Below are 24,098 nucleotides of genomic sequence, written 5' to 3'. Positions count from 1 at the left end.
TAGCTAGATAATTGATAAAAATGGATACAAAATATCAAACAATTGATACAGCAAATTGGAAGCGAAGGGAGCACTTCGAGATTTACCGTGGGGATGTAAAATGTGGTTTTAGCCTTACAGTTAAGCTCGATATATCGGCGGTGGTCCAATTTGTAAAAATGCGCGGTTATAAGTTCTATCCTGTCATGATTTACCTCCTTTCGAGGGCTGTGAACCAACATGCTGAATTCAAAATGGCAATGAGAGGTAGCGAATTAATTTGTTGGGACAGGGTTGACCCTATTTACACAATACTGCATAAAGAAGCCGAAACTTTTTCTGCATTGTCAATAGGATATCAGGAAAATTTTACCTCTTTTCTGCAGGAATACGAGCATGTTGCTGAAAAATACAGTGATAACAAGCTCTTTTTCCCAGAAAAACCGCCAAAAAACCATTTTAATATTTCAGCTCTTCCCTGGATTCATTTTGATAGTTTCAATCTTAATGTTGCAGATTTTAGCAATTATTTTTCACCGACATTTACGATTGGAAAATATAAGGTTGAAGGAGATAAGACCCTTATGCCATTGGCTATACAGGTACATCATGCGGTATGTGATGGTCTGCATGTTGCCAAGCTGATCGATACGCTTGAAGCACTTTTTCAGGACGTCGAGTCTTTTTAGTCGATCGAAACTCTACATCCCATAGTGTTATTATAGTTACATATAGTTTAATTTTATTCTTTGTTTGCTATTTTAATACTGTTTTTTTTATTTTTTTGTATCTTTAGTATGTTTTTAAACTAAATAATCCTCGCATTGTTATTTTAATAGCATGCTAGCGATGGGCATCAAATTGGTTTTTGCAATTCATATTCAAATGAAGTATATATTATATAGGGAACAACAATTAGCTTGCGATATAGCGCGCGCTTGGAGTTTTTTTTCGTCTCCACAAAATCTTGCTCAAATAACGCCAAAGGACATGGGCTTTGTGGTTGTTTCAGAATTTAATGGAGAAGAAATCGTAAAGGGGATGGTCATCGATTATTTAGTATCTCCAATTTTTCGAATTCCGTTGAAGTGGAAGACCAAAATAACACAGGTGGAAAAGAATAAGAGTTTTACCGATTTTCAGTTAAAAGGACCTTATCGATTTTGGAATCATTTTCATGAATTTATTCCAAATGGAAAAGGCGTGTTGATGAAAGATACTGTTGTTTATGAATTGCCCTTCGGAATATTAGGCACGATTGCGCACAGTATATTTGTTAAAAAGAAATTAGATCAAATTTTTGATTATCGCTATGAGATTTTAGAAGAGTTATTTAATCGTAATAAAAAGGTATGATAGCTACTCTTTAATCGCTTATCGATCGGGCATAAACTAATAAATCGGCCTTTATTAAAATATTTTATAACGTATACAATGAAAAAAATCTACCAAATAGTCAATGGAATTGTTTTAGTCGTTACTGTAGTTATCAATTATTTATCCAATACTGGTATTTTCAACGGGGAAACGATGGCAACGATATCGGCCAAGTATCAAAATCTTTTTACACCGGCCGGGTATGCTTTCTCCATTTGGGGCTTGATATATCTGGGCTTGTTTGGATTTGTGGTCTATTTTGGCCCACTTTTAAAACAGACCAGAGAAAAGGAAGAAGTGATCTCAAAAGTGGGGTGGTGGTTTTCGGTCTCTTGTTTGGCAAATTGTCTATGGGTTATTACCTGGTTGTACGACTACACTTTTGTGACCATTTTTTTGATGCTCCTGCTCTTTGTATCGTTGTTACAGATCATTCAGAATACTCGGACTATTGCTTTTGAATCAAACCTTAAAAAGCTTGCCTTTTTAAAGTTGCCTTTTCATCTTTATGCTGGGTGGATTTCTGTCGCTTTGATTGCCGACGTTGCGGCATATCTTACCAAGATAGGTTGGGATGGATTCGGAATATCTGCAACAGCATGGACACTTATCATGTTTGTAGTTGCGCTAGTAATTCATTTGCTGATGATTTGGCAATGTCGTATGCCCGCATTTGGACTCGTAGCTGCCTGGGCTTTAATTGCAATTGCAGTGGCTAATAAGGGGATGAATAGCGTCTTATATACAGCGGCGATGGTAGTAGCAATTATTGTGCTGCTAAACCTGTTTTCCTATTGTATTCGATATCGTAAACAACTATTATTATAGCAGTTAAATGATAACTAAGACGCATTAGCGTGAGCCTCGGCCGATCTGTCGTCGGTCGAGGCATGAAATTGTTTGATTAATTTTCTACCTTAGACTTTTCATCAGCAAGCAATTCTTCCACACATATTTTACCGAATTTATCCGCTGCTAGCGGACTGTCGGCGGTAATCAGCTTCCGGTCAATGTGGCAATCGCCGCTAATTTTTTTATTTAAAATTTCAATCCCCAGCTTTTTCAGTTTCTCGCCATATAGCCAAGGCATTTCGCCGGGCTGGTATCCACTTTGTGGCAGAATGAGATCCATTTCGTCAGGAAATGAATTGATTTTATATCCTTTATATGGAAAATCACCCTCATCAACACCTTGTGCAGCAGATAAGAGGGCTGCGGGCCCATGGCATATTGTCAGCATAAATTTATCTTCGGCTATTACCCATTTAATCAGCTCTTTTACATCGTTATTTTCGGGAAGGCCGAGCATTGCGCCATGTCCTCCCGGGATGAAGACAGCCACATAGTCGACATACGATTTAGCGGTGTCCGCTACAAAATCCTGGAGACTGTGTGGGTTTGAAAACTGTGTATTGTATTTTTCGAGAATTTTGCCAATATGCTCGTCTTCATAAGGCATTGCCCACATCTCAAACTTCACGGTGCCACCAGTTGGCGTATAGAAATCCACGTCAAATCCGGCTTGGTCAAAATGAAGAATAGGAACGAGTGTTTCAACGGGATGATTGCCAGTAGAAAATTTCTTGCCATTTTTCATGGTCATATAGCGTTCCTCCGTACAAAGTACAAGAATTTTTTTTCTCGTATCTTTGTTGCCCTCGTCATATTTCTTCTTACTATAGTCGGTTTTTGTAGTAACCATTGCTTTTCTCGAAAAAAAAGAAGGCTCATAGCCCACGCCGTCAAATACTGGCTCTTTGCTCAAATCTTTTGAAAATAATGACATAATATATGTATTGTTTATGGTGTATAATTTATCGCACTCTTATGATATCAAATGTTTTTGCCAGCTTATCGTTCGTTTATTCTCCAAAACAGCCGAAACACGCTGTGGAAAAAATAACACATTTGCATGATCTTAAAGCATAACAATGCTGAGGGCAATGCTGTTTTGTTTAAAAATCTATATCGCATACAAAAGCTTTTTTTAGTTTATTTTGATACTAATAATATCATATTAAAGCCTTAAAAATGATTTTTTATGATAAATGTCAATTAATTTGGTTTATTATTAAACTATTTTGTTCTCTTGGTTGTTTGTAAATCAAAAGATTAAAAATTATAATTATGAAATTCAACAAGAACATCAAACGACTATCGAGTATGGCATCAGCCTTAATGGTATTCTCGATGATTACACTATCATGTAGTAAAGATGATGACAAGCAGATGGAAACAACAGGAACAATCTCTGCGATGGTATCCATGAACAAGGATTATTCCATATTAGCCTCTGCCGTGACAAAGGCTGGTCTGGGTGAAACGCTTTCTTCGACGGGACCATTTACAGTATTTGCTCCAAATAATGCTGCTTTCGAAAGCTCAGGGATGACTTCGGCAGATATTAGTAGTATGTCTGCGGAAAGCTTGAAATCCGTTTTGTTGTATCATACATTATCCGCTAAAGTAGTTGCTTCTAGCGTACCCGCTGGTCCAAATGCAGAAGTGAAGACAGCAAACGGAAGCAATGTTTACGTTACTAAAAATAGTAAGGGTGTATTTGTAAATGGCTGGGCAGTAACAGCGCCAGATATGATGGCTACGAATGGTGTAATTCATGGTATTTCTCATGTACTTATGCCCGCAACAAAAAATATAGTGGAACTTGCGACAGCTAATAGTGATTTATCCTTCTTAGTTGCTGCAGTGTTGAGAGCAAGTCAAGGAACGACAAATGTTGCTCAATTGTTGAGCGGATCAGGACCATATACAGTTTTCGCACCTACAAATCAAGCTTTTATCAACGCGGGTTTCAACACAATAGCTTCAATTAATCAAGCTGATCCCGCAGTACTGACAAAGATTCTAACCTATCATGTTCTTTCAGCTAGGGCGTTCTCTTCTGATCTTTCAGATGGACAGATGCTAAGTACCCTAAACGGTGAAAAAATCACGGTGAAATTGTCTGGAAAGGCAATGCTGAAAGGTAAAAGTAATACCAGTGAGGCCACAATAACTGGCGTAAACATGCTGGCAACAAATGGTGTCGTCCATGTAATTGATCAAGTTCTTCTTCCTTAATTTAGCTTTATGCTAGCTGCTAGTTTGGCCGCAGAGAATGAGATTCTTTGCGGCCAAAACTTTTTATATGCAGCATATAAATATATCCCGATGTGAATTACTTCCAATGAGGAAGTTTATTTTTAATAAACCCGGCCGAAATCTTATTAATAAATATGTTCAACGGATCAGAATTTAGCGGTCATTATACATCTTCATGGCCAGCCTGTTCATAATTGAAAGGATTTACGCTAATTTCAATCATTAGATTCTCAAAGTAGCAATAAAATCCGAATGTATTTCTGATTTTTTTTGGCGCTGCATCAATTTTTAATTCGTCGTTGTTTTTTAAAAGTTCGAAAATGTTTTGGACTGCAATTTCGTTGTCTTGATAAAACCCAATATGGAAATTCTTAGGATATTGTGGTACATCTTTCTCTTTGTTCAATTCTTGTCCCCAAATTACAAGTACAAAATTATTGTTATCCTTCAGTACCGCCATTTTACTATTGCGGTTGACCATTAAATTGAATTTGAAAATATCTGTCAATAAATTAACGGCTTTATCGACATTCTTTACGACAAGATTGATATGATTAATACTCATTTTTTTGTTGATTTACAGACAAAATTAGCGATCGTTTAATACACTCAATTGGATAAATCGGTCGTTTTCATTTTTATGTAGTATAGTTGGTCTTACCCCTGAGAATTTCTTTATCTGTCTAATGAAATGGGATTGATCTACATAATTGAGTTCCGGATAAAATATGCCGACTTTTAATTGTTTTAGGGAGTTTGAAAAACGAATAATATTGATGTAAGATTTTAATGGAATCCCAAACCAGTGGTTGAAATAGCGGTTCATCTGCCTGTTGCTCCAAATAATCTTATTAGACAGTTCTTCCACCGTCATTTGGCCTTTTGATAGGTAGATATGTTCGAATAGTTTTTTTTTCCTCACATCTATCTTGTTTTCGAGTTGCTTTTCGAATATGTTACAGGCTTTGGTGTAAAAGTTTCCAAAATCTGCAAGATCATTTTTGCCAAATCCCAAATAATCATTTGCCAGTACTAGCCTTTGGTTTCTTAATTTTTCGAAAGACTGCTTAAAAATATACTCAGCGGCCAACGGATAAAAACTTATGGCAAACATCGTCGATTTCGGATAGGGCGGTTTTAAAATGGGTTTATCACAGACTCCGGAAATGAAGATCTGGAAATTATTGTTTTCTTCCATCAAGAGAAATAAATCTATTTTTCCGTCAGGTATGATAATGCCTTCATCTATCTTATCCGAATGATTTTTCAACATCCAAATACTTTCGATTACCGCAGCAAGTGCTGGAGGCGGGGCTAAAGATGTATATTCCAGTGCATATTTAGGTAAATTCATACTGATAATCCATACAAAACAACATGTTGCAAAAGCAATATCCAACATACACGTTTTTTATTAGCAAACGTAGTGTATAAAAGAACGTAGTATCTTTTCAACAGCAAGTTACAAATTAAATGCTGCTTCTGTTAAAATTTAATATAACATTCCAAGTTAGCTTTAGTCGTACGGAAAATACAATTAGGCCAGCAATAGCGAGCAATACTTTCATGTATGCTTTCCTTAAGCGCAATTCTTTAAAAACCTTTTCACTTCGACGTTTGTGTTATATCAAAATTGAACGTATCGCGAATTGAAATCTAGGATTTTTCAATCGCCAAAAGAAAAGACACTAAAACAAAATACCATGGCAGATAATAAATCTAAAAAAGGGAAATCCGACAGAAGCAAAGTAAGCGGATCAGAACAATACGAAATTCAATATTTTAAGAATAAGATGGGGGTGAGCAGTCAAGCTGTTGTTGGCGCGATACGGGCGACCGGATCGAATGAAAGAAAAGTTCTTGAAGATTATTTGAAGAAACGGCACGGAAAATAAACGTTATTTTCAATATACTTAAATACAGTAGTTATGGGACTGTCTAAATATCGCGAAAAGCGTTCCGAGGAGAACACCCCAGAACCATTTGGAGGAAAGCCAAACGGAAAGGAACTTCGGTTTGTAATCCAAAAACATGATGCTTCACATCTACATTACGACTTTCGTCTTGAAATGGGCGGTGTTCTGAAAAGTTGGGCAGTTCCTAAGGGCCCATCAATGGATCCAAGTGTCAAACGCCTCGCTGTGATGGTGGAGGATCATCCCTATGATTATCGAAGTTTTGAAGGTACAATCCCTAAAGGACAATATGGCGGAGGCACGGTTATCGTTTGGGATGAGGGATACTATGAACCGGCTGATGGGAGCGTCAAGGATATCTCCAAACAAGAAAAAGATTTCTTACATCAACTTCATTCTGGCAAGCTTAAATTTAAGCTTAACGGTAAAAAGCTTAACGGCGAGTTTGCTCTTGTTAAGGCTCATGGGAGGGGAGATAATGGTTGGCTTTTAATGAAGCTGGAGGATCAATATGCTAGCAATAAGGATATTACTGAAAACGATAAATCGGTGATATCGGGTAAAACTATTCAGCAAATGGAAAGGTCACCTGATAAAGTATATGGTGAAAATATCATTAAGAAAAACAGCACAGTAAAAGACAATCGTTCGACTAAAGACAAGGCATCCAAACTAATCAACGATCAGTTGGAAGCTGTTCCAAAGCATAGCGCTAAAAGCAAGAGGAATCTTCAGACCTTAGTAAAAAATGCGCCCGCAAAGAAGTTCTATTCTCATATAGAGCCTATGCTCGCTACACTTGTGGATAAGCCGTTCGATGATGAAGGATGGGTATATGAAGTTAAATGGGATGGCTACAGGGCAGTTGCTTTTATGAATAAGGGTGAAGTTGAACTAAAATCCCGTAATGACAAAAGCTTTAATGAAAAATTCTATCCGATCTATGAGCAATTGAAGACTCTTAAATTAGACGCCATCTTGGATGGAGAAGTGGTCGTTTTAGATAAAAATGGCACAGCTAGTTTTGGAGCGCTACAAAACTGGCGCAGCGAAGCGGATGGTGACCTCGTTTATTACGTTTTTGATATCTTATGGTATCAGGGCCACGATTTGAAGGACATGCCATTGCTTGAGCGTAAATCAATTTTGAAAGAAGTTCTTCCTGAGAGCAACAGCATTCTAGTCAGCGAACACTTTGAAACTTCCGGAATTCATTTTCTGGAAGAGGCCAAGAAATTGGGGCTTGAAGGGATTATGGCAAAGCGGAAGGATAGTTTATATCATGTTCACAACCGTTCCAAAGACTGGTTGAAAATTAAAGCGAACAAAAGGCAGGAAGTCGTCATCGGTGGTTTCACTTTGAATGATGATTCCAGTAAATTGTTCAGTAGTTTATTAGTCGGTATTTATGAAGGTAAAAAATTGATTTATACCGGAAAAGTGGGTACTGGTTTCAATGTAAAACTTCAAAAGGAGATGATGGAACTATTTAAGCCGCTGATTGTTTCTAAAGCGGCTTTCTCTGAAGAACCCGACGTTAATAAGCCTTCGAGGTTTAGACCAAATCCGCCACATGCTACTGTGACATGGCTTAAACCGGAACTTGTATGCGAGGTGAGTTTTACGGAGTTAACCAGCGATGGTATTATGCGTCATCCCTCGTTTAACGGAATGCGAGAAGACAAACGTGCTAAAAATGTTATTCTTGAAGATGAGGCTCCTACTGAAAAAATGGTCGATCATATGGAAGATAAAATAGTTTCGTCAAGAGTGAAGGGGCAGCGGAAGAGCCTCTTAAATCCCTCGGATAAAACCCAGGTCAGAAAGGTAAACAAACATGAATTGAAGTTTACCAATCTGGATAAGGTTTTTTGGCCGAAAGAGGGAATAACAAAAAGAGACCTCATCAATTACTACTATCAGGCAGCTCCATTTATATTACCTTATTTAAAGGATCGGCCGCAAAGTATGAATCGATTTCCCAACGGAATTGAAGAAGATGGTTTCTACTTTAAGAACGTGACCGATATGGCGCCAGACTGGGCGGAAACTTATCTTTACCACAGTGAAGCTGATGAAAAAGACCGTCATTATCTTGTTGGGAAGGATGACGCTACACTACTTTATATGGCGAATCTTGGCTGTATAGAAATGAATCCCTGGAGTAGTACTGTGAAGAAGCCTGACAATCCATCGTTCTGTATTATAGACCTTGATCCGGATAAAAATTCTTTTGATCAGGTTATTGAGGCTGCACAGGTCACAAAGCACATATTGGATGATATGGGGGTATCGAGCTATTGTAAAACCAGCGGTTCTACGGGGCTTCACATCTATATCCCGCTTGGCGGGAAATATACTTACGATCAATCCAAAGAGTTCGCCCGGGTTATCGTTACCCTGGTTCATCATGAGCTTCCTAAATTCACGAGCTTGGAGCGATCCATAAAAGATCGCAAGGGCAAAATGTATCTTGATTTTCTGCAGAATAGGCCTCACGCAACAATTGCGGCAGCCTATTCCGTTCGTCCTAAACCCGGAGCCACTGTGTCGATGCCATTACACTGGGAGGAAGTGAAAAAAGGTTTAAAAATAAGTGATTTTCATATTTTAAACGCCATTGAGAGGATGCGAAGTGAAGGAGATATTTTTAAACCGGTATTGGGAAAAGGTATCAATCTAAAAAGTATAGTAGATAAACTTTCCAAATAACGGTTTCATTTTCAGTAATCTATAATTTTAAATTAATCATTATGAACGTAAAACGTTTTTTTGGGACAGTATTAACTGTTCTTGGTATTGTCGGTTTAATTTATACCGGATATGAACTTATCAATAAAAGTGCTGCCTATACTACTTTAGGCGTAATTGGTGTATTGGGATTAATCTTCTTTTTCGCTGGTATAGGCCTTGTAAAGAATACCAAAGATGAGGCCTAAGTATAAAAACAATTTTATGAAACCGTTCCCANNTGGGAACGGTTTCATAAAATTTAATCATAACCTATGCCTAAAATCCTGAAAGCCTTTATCTAATTTAGGATAACTAACGTATCTATGTCATTTTGCTTGGACATTTCAAACATTCCTGCACATGATCTGAAATCACCATAAAGTATGAAACTAAAGTATCCGTTTTACTGTCGGTGATTATATAGAATGTTGCTGTTGGTCAATCTTTAAAAAAATATAATTTAATGAAAATAAGGCGTTTTATTGCGTTGGGTATCTTAGGGCTTTATCCGGGGCTATCAGCATCTCAGGTTCCCACACGCGCTATGGATGTGCGAAAAGAAGAAAAAGTGTTTGTTGTTAGGCGGTATTTGGATCGGGTCGCCTCATGGCAGTTGGACAGTATCGAACATAATGGGCTCCGTCATGCTGGCCGTGAATGGACTTCAGCAACTTTATTTACGGGCCTGATAGAGATGACAAAGCAGTCAGGCGGTGCGCGTTATGCCAAGTATCTCGAGTCGGTAGGCGAGCAGTTTGCTTGGAAAATGTATGCGGACAACTATCGGTATTATGCGGACAATTATTGTGTTGGGCAGTTGTATACCTGGAAGTATACTCGCGATAAAAATATCGATTACATAGCAGATTTCGTCAGGTTGGCTGATACATTGGTAAGTCGTCCACATAGCGAATCATTGGCTTGGAAAAATAATATTGCACTGCGAGAATGGGCTTGGTGCGATGCCTTATTTATGGGACCACCGGCACTTTCGTCAATTTATAAAGTGACGGGCAATCTACAGTACCTTGATTTGGTAGACACTTTATGGTGGAAGACGACAAATTATCTTTACAATCCCAAAGAGCGTTTGTTCTATAGAGATCAAAGTTATTTTGATAAAAAGGAAAGCAATGGTCAGGACGTCTTCTGGTCTAGGGGAAATGGCTGGGTTTTGGCTGGGCTGGTTCGTGTCTTGAATGATATGCCAAAAGATTACAAAAGCCGCGCGAGATGGGAAGATCTCTATCGTAGCATGGTAAAGCGCATTGCTTCTTTGCAACAGCATGACGGTTATTGGCGGACGAGCCTTTTGGATCCTGAACGCTATCCAGCTAAAGAAACCAGCGGTACAGCACTATTTACGTATGCAATAGCGTGGGGGATAAACAATAAAGTCATTCCTTCAAAAGATTATGAAACTGTCGTATGGAAAGGTTGGAATGCACTTGTTAATGCGGTTCATCCCGATGGAAAACTGGGCTATGTACAGCAAGTAGGTGAGGCTCCAGGCGAAGTAAACTACGATGATACGGAAATTTACGGCGTGGGCGCATTTCTTTTGGCTGGTCATGAGTTATTGAAACTCGCAGAAAAAAGTAGCGCTACAGGAAAATAAATAATTGTAGGTAATAGGTAGGTAGGAAAAATTGGTCGTAGCGTTGTCTACGGCCAATCATCCGAGCGAAAAGACGCTACAGGAATACCTTCCGTACGATAAAGTTCTCCGAAACACCAGTCATGAAAAGCGTAGCGCACGGCGACGGGTGCTTTCACGGCAGTTGAAGTTACGGCAATACGGTTATTTTGCAGTATGGCTATTGCCGGATGAAAGATTTGATCGGCGCCAGCGAGTTCAAATTGGGTTAATGATTTTCCATAGCTTGTGATACCTAAGGGACAATGCTTAAATGAAACAAGTACTGTATCATGGAGGATGACGATTTTATCCAACGTTGGCGTTTGATAAACGATTCCATTTTTTTGATAATGGCTACCCAATGCCCAGCTTGCCAATCGTTGTGCAACAATGGTTTTATTGGCTGGATGGATATTATGCATTTCACCTCCATCTATGGTAGAAGCCATTCCCGCATTGGACAAGCTGTCTTGCGTTTTGAGTTGTATTTCGCGAAGGCGTGGTAATAAAACTCCCTGTCCACCGGCATATTGCATTGGAGCGATCTCTACATAGTAAAAAGGCCATTCTCCTATATCCCAACTCTTTCTCCAATCACGGATCATATTGGTCTGTAAAATGTTATAATCATAATAATTATATCGGTTTTGTTCGCCTTGGTACCAAATTACACCTGCAATTCGAAATCCGATTAGTGGACAGATCATCGCATGATAAAGATTGCCCGGCTGTTGGTGGACTTGTTTTCCAATCGCTCTATTGGGTAATTTTTGTTGTCTTAGAGATCTTTCTACAAGCGATGGCCGCATCCATGCTTCAATTGGTGAGCCACCCCAAGTGGTTTGAATAATGCCTATGGGCACATTAAGGTGCTGCTGTAGATACTTTGCAAATTGGTAGCCCACCGCACTAAAATTAGCTACCGACGCCGCATCTGCTACAGACCAATTTCCGTTTAAATCAAACGCTGCAGTTTCGGCATGCGCTCTTTCTACTCGAAAGAGACGAATCTGGTCATTGGGTGACGCTAACAGCAATTCTGCCGCATGTAGAATAGGTTGGCCATAGTAGCCCTTCATGGGCATGTCCATATTGGACTGACCGGAGCATATCCAAACCTCGCCGATCAAAACATCGTGCAATGTAATTTTCTCTTCTTGTTGTATTTGTATGTTATAAGGCCCACCTGCTTTTGGAGTTTCTATCCATAGCGACCAATTTCCATCTTGATCTTTAGCTGTTTTATAACTCTTGCCATCCCAGGAAGTTGTCACCTGTATTTTCTTTTTTGAGGTGCTCTTCCCCCAGATCTTGACTTGACTTGATTGCTGCAATACCATATTATCAGCAAAAAAATGTGGTATGGTTAACGCTGCAAAGCTTAGTTGACAAATGAATAAGCTGCATATAAGGGCGATGATATATTTCATGTATTGAACTTTTTATTCCGTGTAAGATTTGCTATAAATCCAGCAATGATCAACACAGCCAATCCTACAGTCATGACCATGTACGAGAACTGCGAAGTTAATGCACCAAGAATCATAATTCCGATCCCGACTACTGCCATAGAAGCGGCAATAACCCTAATTCCAAATCGATTCTGCTGCTCGGTGTCAGCATTTCTTATATCGAAGTTTTGGGTAATGCAATTGTTCGTTTTGACCGTCATAGGGACTAGGACATGTTGCGCCACTTGACCTGTTGAAAGATAGTACAACTCAAAAGTAGTTAATATAAGGATTGGAATTCCCATGCCGAATGTAGTTTCCATCGTTAAATTTAGCTTCAATCCTAATACGCCTGGTGCAATTGTTTTTAAAAATAGATTGACAAACAAGGAAATGATCGTGGCACATATGACCGAAAATCCGGTTTGTCTTTTTGAGAATAAGCTCCATATAATGGGCGCGAAGAGGGCCCCGCCGGCGATGGATGCAGTGCTCAGTACTACATTGACGATCCCTCCCGCAGATGGTATCCACATGGCAATTAGGATGGTACCTATGCCAAAGATCAACGTAAATAATCTTGCTACGGTAATAACCGATTTTTCAGAAGCTTCGGGCTTGATTAGGTTCTTATATATATCTTGGGCAAATACTGTCGCGGCCATATTTATTGTGGTGTTCGCTTTACTTGACGTGGCCGATACCATCCCTGCCAAAACCAAGCCGATAAGTCCTGCAGGCATGACCTTTTGGATAAGCATCATATAGGCATCTTCCACCTCGAGTCCGCCCAGATTAGGATTAATAATGCGATAGATCATCGGCGGAAGCATCCAAATCAGTGGACAGATAAAGTATAGGATGCTAAAAATACCCGATACTTTTTTTGATTCTTTTGCCGACCCTACACTGGTATAGCGTTGTACATAGGACCAATTCCCGCCAAGATAGAATGTCTGGTATACAATAAAAGCCAGCATAAAACCAACGGTATATTCTTCATTAAAAGGTTTGAAAAAATCTTTGGGCGCCTCGCGGACCAAGGTTTGAAAGCCACCAATTTCACTGAATGCAATTGGAATCACGATGACTACTGCAGCTGATAATATAACGAATTGTACCACATCCGTCACCAAAACGGCCCATAACCCACCCGCAGCGGTATACAAGATGATAATGAGTCCAATGATCACAATACACAGATTTACCGGCAAATCAGCCGCTACGTGAACCATTTTTCCTACGGGATAAAGAACTGCGGCGGTAGTGAATAAGCTTAAAAGCAAAGTCATATAGGTATAAAACTGCTTTTCCTTCTGACCAAAGCGTTTTCCTATATATTCTGCGGCAGTTGCCACACCTGTTTTTTTCCATCTTGAAGCGATAAAAAGGGTGACAAGCAGACCGCTAATAGCCATCGTCAATTGGATGGCATTTGCGATTAGTCCGTGTGTGTAAGCAATCGATCCCCAGACTACAAATGTGCCTGCGGAAAAATAACTTATGAAAAGAGACAGTCCATTGATCCACCAGGGTGTTTCACCACCTGCTTCAAAAAAAGCTTGTCCAGTCTTACTTCCTACCCGTGTAAAAGTGAGTCCAATAGCAAAAATCAATAGGCTAAAAATGCCCATCACGATATAGTCTAACTGTATCATTCTATAGTTCTTTTAAAAGATCATTTATTTTTTTCGAAGCAACGAATATCAAATAGCGATGCCGGCACATGATCTGACGGGTGTAGCATTTGTATACTAAGGCGTTCAGTGCGTATCGGTTCGGGGAATGTAATCCGGTTTAATGTCCTAAAGTTATCAGCTGTTGAATATATAATCTTACCTGAGGAATCTTTGATGTTATATGCGCGCACACAGAAAGGCATTATGTTTTCTGGGTGACTCATTAATACCGATTCCATGGCATGGTCAAAGTCCGTGTCAAACCACAGATCTATGCGAGCGATTTCCTGCGGATTATCCCAATCGAGCACAACGGTAGGTGTCTTATCTTCAGGGTGTGCAACCCAAGCATTTGTAGTCGTTACCGGTCTATTCACGCCATTTTTCAGTTGATTACTTGCAAAAGTATCTATTTGCTGTTTGAAAGTTACAGCTATGTTTTGTCCATCGGGTCTGCGCTGTGGGCACCAGAATTCAAATTCGTCTACACCAACACCAGTAATTGGTATTTGCTTTCCATTGTTGGATACTGCTTTGTTAAAAGAGTTAAATACGGACATTACGCCTGTTACACGTTGATCTGTATAGCCCAATTGTATGTAAGGGTTAGATTGGAAAGTCAGAAAGACATATCCATCAGAAGCTAATGGTGTATCAAAATCAATGTCGATTGAAGTGGTTCCCTTGGTAAGTGGAATCGTGCGTGTCGCAAGCGTAATGTCTGGAGTGAAATTTCCAGCTTTCTCCGATATCCGTATCGATGTCTCCAAGACGGTATCTTGAAGTACTTGCAGGGCTAGTTGGAAAACTGGAAGTTTCCCTTTTTTCATGGGGAGCAGCTGCGCTGATGGTATAGTCAGCGGCTTCCATAGACTGACGTCACCAAAACCAGTAAACGGTAATTCACTGGAAGTACTGATTTGCGCCTGGAGTGCAAGATCATGCTTTTCGCGTAAGGCCAAAGACGGAATATGCTGACCTTCTGCCATTAAACGTTGTTGCAGTTGATGCATATTATTGTCTAAGGTCAGTTGCTGGGGTGACAGCTGGAGTTCCTTGCACAGCGCTGCTGCCATACCTACAGCTTGACCGACATAAGCACAGGTTGCCATAACTCGCGTAGCGCCAAACGCCACATGACTTACGCTGATTATACGTCCGGTCAGAAATAGATTACGAATATTTTTGCTATATAGGCTTCTATAGGGGATATCGAATATTCCCTTGCTATGCCATTGGTTACAGCCTGGCAGTTCACTATAGACGCCGTCGGCGGGATGCAAGTCGATTGACCAGCCGCCATATGCAACCGCATCTGGATGCTGACGCTGTTCAACGAGATCCTGTTGTATCATCATATAGTCTCCTTCAAAGCGCCTACTCTCACGTTTTCCAGGTATCATTCCTACCCATTCCAAGGTAAGTGTTTCGGATTCGGGAAAATTTCCGGAGTTTTTGATATAATTCCATACTCCATAGATGATTTTCCATAGTTCCCATTTGATGGTTTCAGTATCATGTACAGTATCCAAACGTCCTCCATACTCCACCCACCATAGTTTACAGCCATGTTCGTTCGCTTTAAACTGTTTAAATCGCGGGATTTGACTGATCTCTTTAAGAGCGAAGGTAGGAGGGATAAATGAAACAGGCATCCCCGTATCCTTGGTATAGAAATATAAAGAATGGCCCAGTAACTCGCCATATTCCTTACTCGGCGCCATACCTTCACCAAATTCCTCTCTACTTTCAGCGCCCATACGGAATGCAGCTCCTGCGAGAAAACCGACTATACCATCTCCAGAAGCATCGCAAAATAACGGCGAATGGAAGGTGTACAGGGTCGAATTCTGGCTACAGAAAGCGCTTACACTCTCTATTTGGTCTGCAGCAGATTTTTCGACATGGTATACAGCTGTATTTAGGAAGAGACGAATGTTTTTTTCCTGATTTACTTTATCCATCAGGATCATATCTAAGATGATTGGGTTTCCTTGTGGATTTCGATAGGTGTTTTCAACCAGAATTTCGTCGATTACGCCACCTTCTCTGGACCAGCGATTATTGTTACCCATATGTGAGGTGGCCCCTAACATCCAAAGGCGAACTTCGCTGGAGGCATTGCCGCCTAGGACGGGTCTATCTTGTATCAAGATTACGTTTAAACCTTGACGCGCGGCAGTAATGGCGGTGCAGATACCCGACATCCCTCCACCTGTCACGACGAGATCGCTATCGTATTGGATATGTTTTAGCTTTCTTTTTTCTTGCGTATTACTAGTAATCATGGATATAACTGGAATTAAGTGCTATCATTCGTTAAGACCAAATTTATCCATTCTGAGAGTAGGAGCTGGTACACTTTGCTGTAAAATTTCCATGGGAACGCTCCCTATATTTGGGAACGCTCCCGTGTTCGTTGCTGTTTTTGGGAATCACTCTCCGGATCGTACAGTAGAATCACGTACCATGAGCTTAGCTTCCATTGTACGGATGATTGGCTTCCATTCTTCAATATCTTTTCCGATCAATCCCAATAGGAGTTCCATCGCTGTCTTGCCTATTTCCCGTACAGGCTGTGCAACTGTAGTGAGGCTAGGTTCGGCGAAGCTTGAACCATAGTTGTCACTGAATCCGACCACAGCAATATCTTCAGGAATACGTTTATTCATTTTTTTGATTATCTGCATAGCTTCTATTGCGGTGGGATCATTCACAGCGAAAATACCATCTATGGGATTTTCTAGTTCCACAAGAAATTTAACAAACATCTTGATTTTATTTAAGCTGAGGTCTGAGTCAATAATTAAATCCTGATCGATCGGAATACCATGTTTGGTCAAAGCATCACAATATCCATTGAGCCTTTTTTGACTAATACTGAGTTGTCTGGGGCCTGCTAAATGTGCTATTCTGCGCCTTCCCAGGCTGATGAGGTGCTCCACCGCATGGAATGCGGCATCGTAATCATTGACCACGACCTTGGGGACCATAATTTCATTGCAAACCCTATTGAAGAACACAATCGGAATTTTTTTGCGAATAAATACTTTCCAGTGATCATAATTCAGTGTTTCCTTTGTCAATGAAACCATTACTCCATCTACACGATTGGCCAACATGACCTTAGCATTGGCAACTTCGGTCGCATAGCTTTCATTACATTGCGATATCAGTACCGAATAGCCATGTTTGCTAGCCTCTTCTTGCGCACCAACGACAACTTGTGGAAAAAAAGAGGTAGAGAATTCAGGTAAGACAATACCGATCGTGTTGGTCTTGTTCGTGATGAGGCTTAGTGATTGCATATTGCGCTGATAATCTAATTTCTGAGCCAGTTCCAAGATTTTTTGGCGCGTTTCTGCCTTTACATTGGCATGGCCGGTAAGGGCGCGGGATACGGTGGATTTTGAAATATTTAGTTCGTTGGCAATATCAACAATGGTTATCTGATCACTTTTCATAGCAATAAGCGTTGGTCTCGATTTATAATGAGCTTTAAAAATAAGATATGTTTATGATAAAGTGAACAATTTTAATTTTTAGCGTTGGGACCCTATCCATCTTTCGGGGATTTATTGAAGTAAAGGTGCATGTAATGACATTTGCACCTTTGCTGCTGTAGATTGGCTAACTAGTTGTTAATAACCGGGATTTTGTCTCATCAATGGCATTTTTTGAATTTCACTCAATGGAATTGGTAGGAGGTACATTGCTTTCCTAAAGTTTAACGGTCGTAAAGCTGAACCCACTAAGTAGGTAAAGGTATTACCATTGCGTGTGATAATTATTGTTTTGTTAAAGCCCTTGAGCACATTTTCTGCGATCATCCAGCGCCGGATATCATTAAAGCGATGATCTTCAAAAGCCAGTTCGATTCGTCTTTCATTTTGAATGACTATGCGCATCTGCTCGACATTCATCCCTACCTTCAAACCATACATGCGGTCAGAACCCGGAAAAATTCCTGCTCTTTCACGTAATTCTTTCAGCTTGTCATAAGCTCTTTCCGGGAATCCAGCTTCGTTGATCGCTTCAGCATAATTGAGTAAAATTTCTGCATAGCGAATCAGGGGCCATCCGCGTTCGGTAGAACCTGCCGTATTGGTGGCTAGATTTTCGTCCAGCATTTTTCTGCTGTAATAGCCCGTGGAGTAATTGTTGGGTGTATAGGCATCATTTGTGGGGTTGGCAGGATTCGAGCCGTTGCTCATATACGTATAGATTGTAGTCTTTGGACCGGTGTTGGATACATAGGATAATCCATTATAAATAATGGAATAGTCGAATCGCGGATCCCGATTTGCATAAGGGTTGTTGGGATCGTAGAGCGTACTTTCGTTCGTTGGTTTACCATCTCTCATGGGAAATGCAGCGACTAGATTGTGCGTTGGTTTCATCACTGAGCTGCCTGAACGGGTGGGGGGTAAGTAATAGGCCTCCAGCTCTTTCTGTGTTGTGCGATTGTAGGCGAGGATATATTCACTGTTTATTCGTTTGAGGAATACTTGATAAAAACCGTTGCCGGGGCGAGTCTCGTTATCTACATTGAGCGCATATTTGTGACTACTAATTACCGCTTCAGCAGCAGTTGCGGCATTTTGCCAGCGGTTTTTGTCATAGTTTGGGTATCCTACTAGGGCACTAAGTTCGGCCGTTGCCTCGCTACTTAGTCCACCGTTGAAGAGTGGGCTTGCTGCGTAGAGCAGTACGCGTGATTTTAAAGCCAGGCAGGCTCCATTGGTAATCCGGCCAAAGTCGATATCTCTGTAGACCACGGACGCGAGAGTCGCTGCTGCGGCATCCAATTCTTGTACAATATAATTGATGGATTCTTCAAACGTGTTACGTGGAAGGTCAATAAGATCATTGATTTCGAATACGCGATCACCTACAAGGGGTATACCGCCAAAGGCGGCAACCATATTGTAATAATAGAAGGCGCGTAGGAAGCGTGCTTCTGCAACCATCCTTGTTCGGGTAGCGGGCGTAAATGGCGCATTCGGAAGCTTTGTCAACAGTAAATTTACGCGACGAATATTGGTATAGGGGGTATTCCACAGATCTTTGTTCGCAGCAAAGCCCGTGAGTACATTGCTGGGGGCTATTACACCTTGCGCATAAGCATTTCCCCAGACCGAGACATTATTATTACCCTCGGCATTATCCGTAGCCAATTCCATGTTGCCGGAGCCACCAGCGGCCGAGAAACGATAGGAATCAAAGCTATAGCCCATGTCCTGATAAATTCGATTTAGAAAACCGAGTGTCCGAACGCTGTCGGTAAAGACATCTTCAGCAGAAATGCCTACAGTTTTATCATCCAAGAATTTGGAGTTTTGACAAGAGTATATGATGCTTGTCAATGCAATTAGAAATATAAATATCTTCATGATTGTGCTTTAAAAAGTTACATTTAAACCGAAGTTGAAAATACGCGTAGGGGGGTATGGTAGGTCTGCAGATGATTCCAGCACTTCGGGGTCTAAATTGTATAGTTTGTCTAGCTTTGTCCATGTGAATAGATTGTAGCCGCTGCTATAGATGCGTAATTGTTTTATTTTAAGTTTTTGAAGTACATTTGCAGTTAGTGTATAACTAATCTCAGCGGTTTTAAGTCGGATATAATCGCCTGGTATAGCCCAGAAGTCCGAATACCAATCCCTTGGGCTTTGGCTCAGCCCACTTGTATATACTTGCGGATATTTGGCCGCGTTTCCTAATTCTGGTGTCCAATGTTGCAGGTGTATCGGGAGTGCTTTGCTGGCGTTGTGATGGATAACAGCACCTTCGGCGCTAGCGACGAAATTGGCAGCTCCCTGAAAGAGCACGGTAACATTAAAATTTTTGTAACCGGCACCCAATGTAATTCCATAGGTTGTATTAGGCAGGTTTGTATAGCCAAAAAAAGATTGGTCACTCGCGTTTATAATCCCGTCCCCATTCAAATCTTTGTATTTTAAATCCCCTGGGCGGCCGCCTGCGGGTTTGGCTACAGTAGGATCCGCAATTTCTTCGGTTGTGTAAAACTCGCCTGTCCAACTATATTTCAGCTTGGCTCCAATTGCTTGGCCGGTTTGTTTTTGATAAGGGTATAAGGGTACTGGTTCGTCTCTAAACAACACCTTGTTTTTCGCCAACGAATAGGTGCCTTTTACAGTGTATCGCCAATTGTCCTGAATTTGGCCTGTATAGCCTAATTCGACTTCCCAACCTTTATTATTGGTTTTCCCTAAGTTGACGTTAGGCAGCGTTTGGCCGAATACCGCTGAAACAGCGCCTCTGCTGGTGAGGATATCAAAGCGATTGTTGTCAAAATAGTCAATGGTTGCTGTTACCTTGCGATTTAAAAAAGCTAAATCAAGACCGATATCCATTTTCTTTTCTTTCTCCCAGGTTACCTGGTTATTTCCTAGGGCACCCTCTGCCGCGGTGACATAGCTGTTGTTGTTAGCTTCGCCAAATAATCCTGAACCGCTGCCGATACTGTAGTTTTGAAGATAGGCATATACTCCACCGGTATTGTCTACGCCGGTTAGACCATAGGAGCCACGCAGCTTGAAAATATCAATAAAGGGAAGTTTTTGTTTAACAAATTTTTCTTCCGCGATGTTCCATCCGATAGAGGCTGCAGGAAAGAAGCCAAATCGACGTTCTTGCGCAAATCGATCGGATCCATTGTAAGCGCCGCTTATCTCAAATAGGTATCTATTCTGGAAGTCGTATCCTATACGTGCTGTATAGCCGCGGAAATTCTCCGGAATAAAATTATAATCTTTGGCACCTGTTGCGCTTTTACTATTTTGGTTGTATAATACCAGTGCGGATAGATGGTGTGCGTGTGCAAAACTACGGCTGTAATTCAGCATGGCCTGCAAGGTGATTGCGTAATTGGTACTTCCGGCGCCATAGTTTAAGGTTGGCGTTGCGATACGATAGACATTATCCTGACGCCCGAACGAATAGGAATCTGTTGTCGGATCATAGATATACGATGGGAAACCACCGCCGGCGGTAGGACGTTGTAAAGAACGGTTGTAAGCGTAGTCGTTGCGGTAGGCTATTGTTCCTTTGAAAGACAGCCCCTGTGTAATGAAGTTCAATTTCTGATTTGCGGAGGCTGCCAGATTCATATTATTATTGTGGGTACGATAGTAACCGTTGTACATCAAACGACCAATGAGATTGTTGTTATTTCTGCCGGCAGAATTTCTCTGCCACACGCTATAGCCTAGACTACCATCTGAATTGAATAGGGGATAGTTATAAGGCGCGGTCTCGGCCGTACGGCTGAGATCGCTAAAAATATTGTCGTTAGCACTGGCATTGTTGCGATTGGTTTCACCTAGGCTACCGAAGAAATCAAAACGCACATCGAGGTCATTATTCACTTTTAAATCTATGTTTGAGCGATAGTTATATCGTTTATAATAGAATTTACTGTTCAGGTCTTCGCTGAAATCCTTTAGTTGTCCACCTTGGTTCAAATACCCTACAGATACGTAATATCTTGCGCGGTCTGTACCACCTGTTACATTCAGTGTATTTGTCGATTGCGGTGCAAATTTGCGTAATAGGATTTCCGTCCAGTCGTTATTGGGGTGTGTATAGGGAGAAGTTCCGTCTTTGAACAATTTTAGATCTTCATCTGAGAATTGCGGTTTAAAATTTGCGTTCGGATTCAAGTTATTTGTGTTGACCTGGGACTCGACCAGGAGTTTGGCTGATTCGTAGGCGTCTAAAAATTTGGGTGTCCGGGTTAATTGACTCAGTGCATATTCAGTCTGAAAGTTGATTTGAGGCTTGCCCGACTTTCCTCGTGTTGTTGTTACTAAGACAACTCCGTTAGCACCTTTGATACCGTAAATGGAGGTTGTTGCAGCATCTTTGAGGATACTGATGGATTCGACTTCATTTGCATTTAGGGTTTGGAATTGTGCATAAGTGAACTCGATGTCATCAACAATAATAAGCGGTTGGTTGTTACCGGTATAAGAACTTGTTCCACGAACATAGAACGTGGCACCATCGTTTCCTGGTTGTCCTGAGCGCTGCTGACTGGTAAATCCTGTTAAACGGCCCGCCAACGTATTTTGTAAGCTAGGTGATGGGCTTTGCCGAATTTCATCACCACTAATGGAGCTTACAGCGCCTGTAAGCGTTTTTTTTGTAGTTTTACCATACCCCACCACGACGACTTCATCGATTTCCTGCTCACGCGGCACTAATTGAATGTTAATTGTGTTTTTTTCCTGCACGTCTACCTCCTGGCGTAAATAACCAAGGTGGTTGACTACAATCGTCTCACTGCTGATATTTAATTTAAAGCGGCCGTTTTCATCCGTGCGTGTTTGGCGATTTGTTGCATTTTTATCTGTAATTGTCACATCTTTGAGGGGACCACTGCTTCCGCGAACGGTGCCTGTCAACTGTCTTTCCTGGCTGAGAGCAGTTGAGCAGGTAATCGTGGTTAGGCCAATGAGATAATATATTAAGTTTTTCATTTTAGAGTATCTGTCTTTTTTGATTAATAATAGCCTTCATTCTGAATCAATGCACGATTTTTAGACGTTTCGCTATAAGGTATAGGCATATGGTAATACTTGGTTTCAAAATGAAAGGGGGTAAGCATTTGTTCGATTGCCGTCACAGACGCCCCTGATTTATGGAGTACAAGACCTTTGAGCGAATTTTTGATGTCTCCAGCATCCTTCCAACGTCTGATATCCCAGAAGCGATGTTCTTCGAAGGCCAGTTCGATACGTCTTTCATTTTTTATAAGATCGCGCATTGCAGTTTGTGCGATCCCTTCCGAAATACCATAGCGACTATTGTTACCAGGTTTAATACCAGCGCGTGCCCGTATCAAGGTGATCTGTTTGACTGCATCTTCGGTACGACCGACTTCGTTAAGGGCTTCGGCGTAGCTTAGTAAGACTTCAGCATAACGGAAATAGGGGAAATTATGGCTTTGATTTGCATAGGTCGTAGCGTTTGTGAAATCACCCAAGAATTTACGTAAGTAGTAAGCGGTCTTGGTTTGACTTAAGAAAGGCTTATTGGGTTTATCCAAGCCACCTTCGAATGTTTCAATCGGCCTGCTCAACCACCGGACTCCATTGTAAAAAAGGATCGCTTTTAATCGGGGATCGCGATTTTCGTATTGGCTGAGATTAGTACTTAAACCAACATAGGGTAACCCGGTATCCATAGGAAAGGCATTGACAAAGTTTTGTGTAGGGCTTGTTCGACCATTGCTGGCCGCAGGAGCAACATAGCCCACTGGTGCATTATTTGCCTCTAAGGAAGTTGAATTGGCCGATTGCTTGGCAAAGATAATATCCGTATTTACTTTGGTTGTAAAGATATTTGCATAAGCGATTGAACCTGTGCCAGCTGGTAATTTATGGTAGCCCTTGGCTATCAATTCTTCAGCGGTCGAAAGCACACGCGTCCAACGTCCGTTGTCTTTGTCTGGATAACCATTAAGTAGTTTGATTTGTGGGTTAACACTAACGCCGCCGCCGTTAAAAAGAGGGCTAGCTGCGTAGAGATATAACCTCAGTTTTAGCGCTAAAGCAGCTTCATTTGTCACACGTCCATATTCCGTTGTAGTGAGCAGGGCCGAAGAAGCTGCGGGCAGATCACCTTTGATCGCCTCACACTCACTGGCAATCAAATCTACACATTCAGCATAGGAGCTCCGAGGGATATTCAGGTCATCGGACAGTTCGAATATGTTATCGCCCACTATTGGGATACCACCGTAGCGCTTTAACAACTCAAAATATGCGAATGCCCTAAGAAACCGCGCTTCGGCTTTATAGCGTCGGATCATGTTTTCGGGAATGGGTACTACCGATATATTTTGTAAGAATACATTTGCTCGGCGAATAATCGTATAGCTATTCTGCCAGTTATTGTCCGGATAATTTACAGCGGTTAACTGACCGTTTGTAAATAGCCGAATATCCGATGTTTCGGAAGATGGTACAGCATCATCCGTTGCGGCATCAAGCATATCGCCTGTTATGCGGTTGAATCCGTTAGGAAGAAAGGAGTAGATTCCGAATAGATAGGCTTTTGCCTGTGCACCCTCTTTATCAGTGGGATCAAACACATCACCGAGCAGAATCCTTTCTTCTGGTTGGTGTTCAAATTTGTTGCAAGAAGCTATCCCGAGCATGGCACAGGCTAGTACACAAATTACTGTTTTTTTCAT

Annotated in this window: 18 protein-coding genes; 8 read left to right on the top strand and 10 right to left on the bottom strand. The window is 41.1% G+C overall.

What is annotated here, in order from left to right:
- Positions 1-20 precede the first annotated feature (20 nt).
- The 3 genes from catA (at position 21) to B3139_RS00400 (ending at position 2,184) form a co-directional block, all read left to right on the top strand.
- On the top strand, positions 21-668 hold the full coding sequence (gene catA, locus B3139_RS00410; RefSeq protein WP_293879137.1) for a type A chloramphenicol O-acetyltransferase: 648 nt from the start codon (positions 21-23) through the stop codon (positions 666-668).
- 196 nt (positions 669-864) lie between these two features.
- On the top strand, positions 865-1,335 hold the full coding sequence (locus B3139_RS00405) for an SRPBCC family protein (RefSeq protein ID WP_293879135.1): 471 nt from the start codon (positions 865-867) through the stop codon (positions 1,333-1,335).
- 78 nt (positions 1,336-1,413) lie between these two features.
- Complete coding sequence (locus tag B3139_RS00400; RefSeq protein WP_293879133.1) at positions 1,414-2,184, top strand: hypothetical protein; 771 nt, start codon at positions 1,414-1,416, stop codon at positions 2,182-2,184.
- A gap of 76 nt (positions 2,185-2,260) precedes the next feature.
- On the opposite strand, the gene B3139_RS00395 is transcribed toward B3139_RS00400, so the two are convergent.
- The gene (locus B3139_RS00395; RefSeq protein ID WP_209574252.1) at positions 2,261-3,142 is read right to left on the bottom strand and encodes a DJ-1/PfpI family protein; all 882 of its coding nucleotides are present in this window, start codon (positions 3,140-3,142) and stop codon (positions 2,261-2,263) included.
- 341 nt (positions 3,143-3,483) lie between these two features.
- Between B3139_RS00395 and B3139_RS00390 the strand changes: the two genes are divergently transcribed.
- Positions 3,484-4,437 carry a fasciclin domain-containing protein gene (locus B3139_RS00390; RefSeq protein WP_293879130.1) on the top strand — a complete coding sequence of 318 codons (954 nt, stop codon included), beginning with the start codon at positions 3,484-3,486 and terminating at the stop codon, positions 4,435-4,437.
- Between the two features lie 184 nt (positions 4,438-4,621).
- Here the strand turns inward: B3139_RS00390 and B3139_RS00385 are convergent, their stop codons facing one another.
- Together B3139_RS00385 and B3139_RS00380 are read right to left on the bottom strand one after the other, a co-directional pair.
- Positions 4,622-5,023, bottom strand: a complete 402-nt coding sequence (locus B3139_RS00385; protein WP_293879128.1) for a VOC family protein — start codon at positions 5,021-5,023, stop codon at positions 4,622-4,624.
- Positions 5,024-5,047: 24 nt separating this feature from the next.
- Complete coding sequence (locus tag B3139_RS00380) at positions 5,048-5,812, bottom strand: DUF6597 domain-containing transcriptional factor (RefSeq protein WP_293879126.1); 765 nt, start codon at positions 5,810-5,812, stop codon at positions 5,048-5,050.
- A gap of 349 nt (positions 5,813-6,161) precedes the next feature.
- Between B3139_RS00380 and B3139_RS00375 the strand changes: the two genes are divergently transcribed.
- From B3139_RS00375 to B3139_RS00360, 4 genes are all read left to right on the top strand, one after another.
- Positions 6,162-6,353: a DUF3606 domain-containing protein gene (locus B3139_RS00375; RefSeq protein WP_293879124.1), complete on the top strand. Its 192-nt coding sequence runs from the start codon at positions 6,162-6,164 to the stop codon at positions 6,351-6,353.
- A 33-nt stretch (positions 6,354-6,386) separates the two neighbouring features.
- Positions 6,387-9,086 carry a DNA ligase D gene (gene ligD, locus B3139_RS00370; protein ID WP_293879122.1) on the top strand — a complete coding sequence of 900 codons (2,700 nt, stop codon included), beginning with the start codon at positions 6,387-6,389 and terminating at the stop codon, positions 9,084-9,086.
- A 41-nt stretch (positions 9,087-9,127) separates the two neighbouring features.
- Positions 9,128-9,313 carry a hypothetical protein gene (locus B3139_RS00365; protein WP_209574231.1) on the top strand — a complete coding sequence of 62 codons (186 nt, stop codon included), beginning with the start codon at positions 9,128-9,130 and terminating at the stop codon, positions 9,311-9,313.
- Between the two features lie 257 nt (positions 9,314-9,570).
- Positions 9,571-10,725: a glycoside hydrolase family 88/105 protein gene (locus B3139_RS00360; protein WP_293879119.1), complete on the top strand. Its 1,155-nt coding sequence runs from the start codon at positions 9,571-9,573 to the stop codon at positions 10,723-10,725.
- A 47-nt stretch (positions 10,726-10,772) separates the two neighbouring features.
- Here B3139_RS00360 and B3139_RS00355 read toward each other — a convergent pair whose 3' ends face one another.
- From B3139_RS00355 to B3139_RS00325, 7 genes are all read right to left on the bottom strand, one after another.
- Positions 10,773-12,176: a sialate O-acetylesterase gene (locus B3139_RS00355; RefSeq protein ID WP_293879117.1), complete on the bottom strand. Its 1,404-nt coding sequence runs from the start codon at positions 12,174-12,176 to the stop codon at positions 10,773-10,775.
- On the bottom strand, positions 12,173-13,855 hold the full coding sequence (locus B3139_RS00350; protein WP_293879115.1) for a sodium:solute symporter family protein: 1,683 nt from the start codon (positions 13,853-13,855) through the stop codon (positions 12,173-12,175). The genes B3139_RS00355 and B3139_RS00350 overlap by 4 nt, the downstream gene beginning before the upstream one ends.
- A 20-nt stretch (positions 13,856-13,875) precedes the next feature.
- Complete coding sequence (locus tag B3139_RS00345; protein ID WP_293879113.1) at positions 13,876-16,164, bottom strand: FAD-dependent oxidoreductase; 2,289 nt, start codon at positions 16,162-16,164, stop codon at positions 13,876-13,878.
- 147 nt (positions 16,165-16,311) lie between these two features.
- Positions 16,312-17,340, bottom strand: a complete 1,029-nt coding sequence (locus B3139_RS00340; protein ID WP_293879111.1) for a LacI family DNA-binding transcriptional regulator — start codon at positions 17,338-17,340, stop codon at positions 16,312-16,314.
- A gap of 177 nt (positions 17,341-17,517) precedes the next feature.
- The gene (locus tag B3139_RS00335; RefSeq protein WP_293879109.1) at positions 17,518-19,269 is read right to left on the bottom strand and encodes a RagB/SusD family nutrient uptake outer membrane protein; all 1,752 of its coding nucleotides are present in this window, start codon (positions 19,267-19,269) and stop codon (positions 17,518-17,520) included.
- 9 nt (positions 19,270-19,278) lie between these two features.
- The gene (locus tag B3139_RS00330; RefSeq protein ID WP_293879107.1) at positions 19,279-22,380 is read right to left on the bottom strand and encodes a SusC/RagA family TonB-linked outer membrane protein; all 3,102 of its coding nucleotides are present in this window, start codon (positions 22,378-22,380) and stop codon (positions 19,279-19,281) included.
- Between the two features lie 23 nt (positions 22,381-22,403).
- Positions 22,404-24,098: a RagB/SusD family nutrient uptake outer membrane protein gene (locus B3139_RS00325; RefSeq protein ID WP_293879105.1), complete on the bottom strand. Its 1,695-nt coding sequence runs from the start codon at positions 24,096-24,098 to the stop codon at positions 22,404-22,406.

Origin of the sequence: Sphingobacterium sp. UBA1498 (genome assembly GCF_002325125.1) — a bacterium.
In the GTDB taxonomy this organism is placed as follows: Bacteria; Bacteroidota; Bacteroidia; order Sphingobacteriales; family Sphingobacteriaceae; genus Sphingobacterium.
The sequence above is the reverse complement of the archived record's forward strand: the minus strand, read 5'-3'. Positions and strand labels throughout refer to the sequence as shown.